This window comes from Streptomyces cyslabdanicus, from assembly GCF_052663305.1.
In genome coordinates, this window is record NZ_JBQRUW010000087.1 from 1 (window position 1) to 5,839 (window position 5,839).

At 72.1% G+C, this 5,839-nt stretch carries 1 protein-coding gene; it reads left to right on the forward strand.

Annotated features, from left to right (window positions below; genetic code table 11):
* On the forward strand, positions 1–5,839 hold a 5,839-nt coding region (locus ACTYVM_RS36940), incomplete at both ends, for a non-ribosomal peptide synthetase (RefSeq protein WP_445530117.1).

Sequence of the window (5,839 nt, forward strand, 5' to 3'; positions counted from 1 at the left end):
GTGACGTTCCCGCAGTTGTTCGCCACGTCCGTGGAACGGGACCCGGACGCGGTCGCGGTCGTGCACGGCGAGGAGTCACTGACGTACCGGGAGACGGACGAACGAGCCAACCGGCTCGCCCGCGTCCTCATCGACGCCGGAGTGGGCCCCGAACGCCTCGTAGCGTTGGTGCTGCCCCGCTCGGTCGAGATGGTCGTGGCCCAACTCGCCGTGCTCAAGGCCGGCGGCGCCTACCTGCCCGTCGACCCCGACTACCCGCTCGACCGCATCGCGTACATCCTCGGCGACGCCGCACCCGCCCTCATCCTCTCCACCGAAGCAACCGCCGAGCGGCTGGCCGGTGTGGGCGGCGGAGCACACTGGCTGACCGTCGACACCAACCCCGGCACGGACGGATCCCCGGTCAGCCCCCCTGCTCTACGACCGGACCACCCCGCCTACGTCATCTACACCTCCGGATCCACCGGACGCCCCAAGGGCGTGGTCGTCTCCCACCGAGGCCTGGCCGCCTTCACCACCTCCTGCGTCGAACGCTTCACCGCCCACGCCGACTCACGCGTACTCCTGTTCTCCTCACCCAGCTTCGACGCCTCCGTACTCGAACTCTGCACGGCCATCGGCGCCGGTGGCACCCTCGTCGTCCCACCCCCCGGCCCCCTGGTCGGCGAAACCCTCGTCGAAGTCCTCCGCGACCACCGGGTCACCCACGCCCTCATCCCCCCGGCCGCACTCGCCAGCGTCCCCACCGAAGCAGCCACCCACCTCACCCACTTCCAGACCCTGATCGTCGGCGGCGACGCCTGCCCACCCGAACTCGTCGCCCGCTGGGCACCCGGCCGCCGCATGGTCAACGCCTACGGCCCCACCGAAGCCACCGTCGCCGCCACCATCAGCACACCCCTCACCGCCGACGGCCCTGTGCCCATCGGCACCCCCGTCATCAACACCCGCGCCTACGTCCTCGACGCCCGGCTGCGTCCCGCCCCCGTCGGCGTCGCCGGAGAGCTCTACGTCACCGGCGAAGGACTCGCACGCGGCTACCTCAACCGCCCCGCACTGAGCGCCGAACGCTTCCTCGCCAACCCCTACGGCCCGCCCGGCACACGCATCTACCGCACCGGCGACATCGCCCGCTGGACCCCCGACGGCACCCTGGAGTTCGCCGGACGCGCCGACGACCAGGTCAAAATCCGCGGCTTCCGCATCGAACTCGGCGAGATCGAGACCGTACTCGCCGAAGACTCCGCCGTCGCCCGGGCCGTGGTGCACGCGCGGGAGGACGCGGAGCACCGCAGGCAGCTCGTCGCCTATCTCGTGCCCGCCGCCGGCTGCGAGATCGACACCGCGCGGCTGCGGGAGCTGGTGAGCGCCACCCTGCCCGACCACATGATGCCCGCCGCGTTCGTCGAGCTCGACGCACTGCCGCTCACCGCCCACGGCAAGCTCGACCGCAAGGCCCTGCCCGCACCCGAGTTCACCTCCTCCCCGGGCGGCCGGGAGCCACGTAACGAGACCGAGCGGATCCTGTGCGGGCTCTTCGCGGAGGTGCTCGGACTGTCCGAGGTCGGCATCGACGACAGCTTCTTCGACCTCGGCGGCGACAGCATCGTCTCCATCAAGCTGGTCAGCCGGGCGCGCGCGGCCGGCGTCGCGTTCACCGCGCGAGACGTGTTCGAGCACAAGACCGTCGCCCGTCTGGCGGCCGTCGCAGGCGGTCCCGGTGCCGGGGCGTCCTCCGGCAGCGGCGGGGACACCGACGGCGTCGGCTCCGTGCCGCTGCTCCCGATCATCCACTGGATGCGGGAGCGCGGCGGCCCGATCCGGCGCTTCAACCAGACCATGATGGTGGTCGTCCCGGCCGACCTCGGTCTGCAGCGCCTGGAAGCCGCTCTCCAGACGGTCCTCGACCACCACGACGCGCTGCGGATGCGGCTGCGCCGCACCGGCGGCCTGATCTGGAACCTGGACATTCCTCCCCGCGGTGAACTGCGCGCCGCCGACTGCGTCCGCCGGGTCGACGTCGCCGGGTTGGGCCGAGAGGAGGCCAACGCCCGTATCGGTGAGCACGTCCAGGCGGCCTGGGACCGGCTGGACCCGGAGACCGGCGCGATGGTGCAGGCGGTGTGGTTCGACGCGGGGCCCGGCGCCCCCGGCCGACTGCTGCTGGTCGTGCACCACCTGGTCGTGGACGGTGTCTCCTGGCGGATCCTGCTGCCCGACCTGGCCCAGGCCTGGGCCGAGGTGGCGGCCGGCCGGACACCGGAGCTGGCGCCGGTGGGCACCTCGCTGCGCACCTGGGCCCAGCGGCTGACCGAGGCCGCGCAGGACGCCGAGCGGGTCGGGGAGCTGGAGACCTGGCTGGACGTGCTCGGCGACTCCGACCCGCTGCTGACCCCCCAACCTCTCGACCCGCGACGGGACATCACCGCGACCGCGCGCACGATGTCGCTGGTCCTGCCCACCGAGCTGACGGCGGCGCTGCTGACCACCGTGCCGGCTGCGTTCCACGCCCGGGTCAACGACGTCCTGCTCACCGCGTTCGGCGCGGCCGTGGCGCGGTGGCGGCAGACGCACGACCAGGGCGACCACACGGGCGTGCTGATCGACCTCGAGGGCCACGGCCGCGAGGAGATCGTCGACGGTGTCGACCTGCACCGCACCGTCGGCTGGCTGACCAGCCTCTTCCCGGTCCGGGTCGACCCGGGCCCGCTGGACTGGACCGAGTTCTGCGCCGGGGGTCCCTCGGCAGGCCGGGCCCTGAAGGAGGTCAAGGAGCAGCTGCGCAGGCTGCCGGAGAACGGCATCGGGTACGGCCTGCTGCGCTACCTCAACCCGCAGACCAGCATGATGCTGGCGGGCCTGCCCAAGCCGCAGATCGGCTTCAACTACCTGGGCCGCTTCGCCATCGCCGAGGAGGCGGCGCACGCCACGCCGGAGGAGTGGAGCCCGGCCCCGGAGTCCGGTGGACTCGGCGGTGGCGGCGACACCGACGTACCGCTGAGCCACAGCATCGACCTGAACGCGCAGACCCAGGACCGTGCCGACGGCCCGCGGCTGATCGCTGTCTGGTCCTGGGCGGACGCGCTGTTCACCGGGGAGGAGGTGCGCGAGCTCGCCGAGACCTGGTTCGAGGCGCTCGGCGCCCTGGTCGCACACGTGGCGCGCCCGTCGGCGGGTGGCCACAGCCCCTCCGACCTCCCGCTGGTGCCGCTGACCCAGGCCCAGATCGACATGGTGGAGGCGGCCGACCCGGAGCAGCTCGAAGACGTACTGCCGCTCACCCCGTTGCAGGAGGGCCTGCTCTTCCACGCCCAGTTCGACGAGCACTCCCCCGACGTCTACAACATCCAGATCGCCGTGGACGTCGAGGGCGGCCTGGACGCCGTGAGGCTCCGGGAGGCCGCGGCCGGGCTGCTGGACCGGCACGCCAACCTGCGGGCCGCGTTCCGGCAGCAGGGCCTGGACCGTCCCGTGCAGGTGGTACGGCGCGGGGTGGAGCTGCCGTGGCGCGAGGTGGACCTCAGCGGTCTTGCGCCCGAGGAGCGGGACGCCGAACTGGCCGGGTTCATGGCCGCCGACCGCGTGGACCGGTTCGAGGTGGAGCGGCCGCCGCTGTTCCGGTTCACCCTCGTCCACCTGGGCGACAACCGCTGCCGGTTCGTCCTCACCACCCACCACATCCTGCTGGACGGCTGGTCCGCGCCGCTGGTGATGCGCGATCTGTTCGTGCTGTACGCGGGCGGGGACCTGCCCACGCCCACCCCCTACCGGGAGTACCTGTCCTGGCTGGGCCGGCAGGACCGCGGGACCGCGCTCGCCGCGTGGCAGCGGGTGCTCGAAGGCGTCAGCGAGCCGACGCTGATCGCGCCGGAGGACTCCGGCCGCCGGGCGACCGTGCCGGACGAGCTGCTGTTCCGTGTGCCCGAGAAGCTGACCACCGCGCTGAACGCGGCGGCCCGGCGTTGCGGTGTCACCCTCAACACCGTGGTCCAGGCGGCCTGGGGTGTGCTGCTGGGACGGCTGACCGGACGCGACGACGTCGTCTTCGGCGGCACGGTCTCCGGACGCCCGGCGGAGATCGACGGCGTGGAGAACATGGTCGGCCTGTTCATCAACACCCTGCCGGTACGCGTCCGGGTACGGCCCGGCGAGTCGTGGGCGGAACTGGTGGGCCACCTGCAGAGCCGGCAGACCGAGCTGATGGGCCACCAGTACCTCGGCCTGCCGGACATCCTGCGCGCCCAGGGCGTCGACCAGCTCTTCGACACCCTCACCGTCACCGAGAACTACCCGATGGACACCGGCTCGCTCGGCAGGCCCACCGAGGGTCAGCGGATCACCGGCCTGGAGGCGCGGGACGCGAACCACTACCCGATCTCGCTGATCGCCGTTCCGACCAGTGAACTGCTGCTGAAGTTCGAGTACCGGGGCGAGCTGTTCGAGCGTGCCGAGATGGTGCGCTGGATGGACTGGCTGGTCGGCCTGATCGGTCAGTTCAGCGCCGACCCGGACCGGGCCGTCGGCGACGCCGAGTTGCTGTCCCCCGAGGAACGGCATCGGGTGCTGGTGGAGTGGAACGACACGGCGCGCGGTGATGTGCTGCCCGTGACGTTCCCGCAGTTGTTCGCCACGTCCGTGGAACGGGACCCGGACGCGGTCGCGGTCGTGCACGGCGAGGAGTCACTGACGTACCGGGAGACGGACGAACGAGCCAACCGGCTCGCCCGCGTCCTCATCGACGCCGGAGTGGGCCCCGAACGCCTCGTAGCGTTGGTGCTGCCCCGCTCGGTCGAGATGGTCGTGGCCCAACTCGCCGTGCTCAAGGCCGGCGGCGCCTACCTGCCCGTCGACCCCGACTACCCGCTCGACCGCATCGCGTACATCCTCGGCGACGCCGCACCCGCCCTCATCCTCTCCACCGAAGCAACCGCCGAGCGGCTGGCCGGTGTGGGCGGCGGAGCACACTGGCTGACCGTCGACACCAACCCCGGCACGGACGGATCCCCGGTCAGCCCCCCTGCTCTACGACCGGACCACCCCGCCTACGTCATCTACACCTCCGGATCCACCGGACGCCCCAAGGGCGTGGTCGTCTCCCACCGAGGCCTGGCCGCCTTCACCACCTCCTGCGTCGAACGCTTCACCGCCCACGCCGACTCACGCGTACTCCTGTTCTCCTCACCCAGCTTCGACGCCTCCGTACTCGAACTCTGCACGGCCATCGGCGCCGGTGGCACCCTCGTCGTCCCACCCCCCGGCCCCCTGGTCGGCGAAACCCTCGTCGAAGTCCTCCGCGACCACCGGGTCACCCACGCCCTCATCCCCCCGGCCGCACTCGCCAGCGTCCCCACCGAAGCAGCCACCCACCTCACCCACTTCCAGACCCTGATCGTCGGCGGCGACGCCTGCCCACCCGAACTCGTCGCCCGCTGGGCACCCGGCCGCCGCATGGTCAACGCCTACGGCCCCACCGAAGCCACCGTCGCCGCCACCATCAGCACACCCCTCACCGCCGACGGCCCTGTGCCCATCGGCACCCCCGTCATCAACACCCGCGCCTACGTCCTCGACGCCCGGCTGCGTCCCGCCCCCGTCGGCGTCGCCGGAGAGCTCTACGTCACCGGCGAAGGACTCGCACGCGGCTACCTCAACCGCCCCGCACTGAGCGCCGAACGCTTCCTCGCCAACCCCTACGGCCCGCCCGGCACACGCATCTACCGCACCGGCGACATCGCCCGCTGGACCCCCGACGGCACCCTGGAGTTCGCCGGACGCGCCGACGACCAGGTCAAAATCCGCGGCTTCCGCATCGAACTCGGCGAGATCGAGACCGTACTCG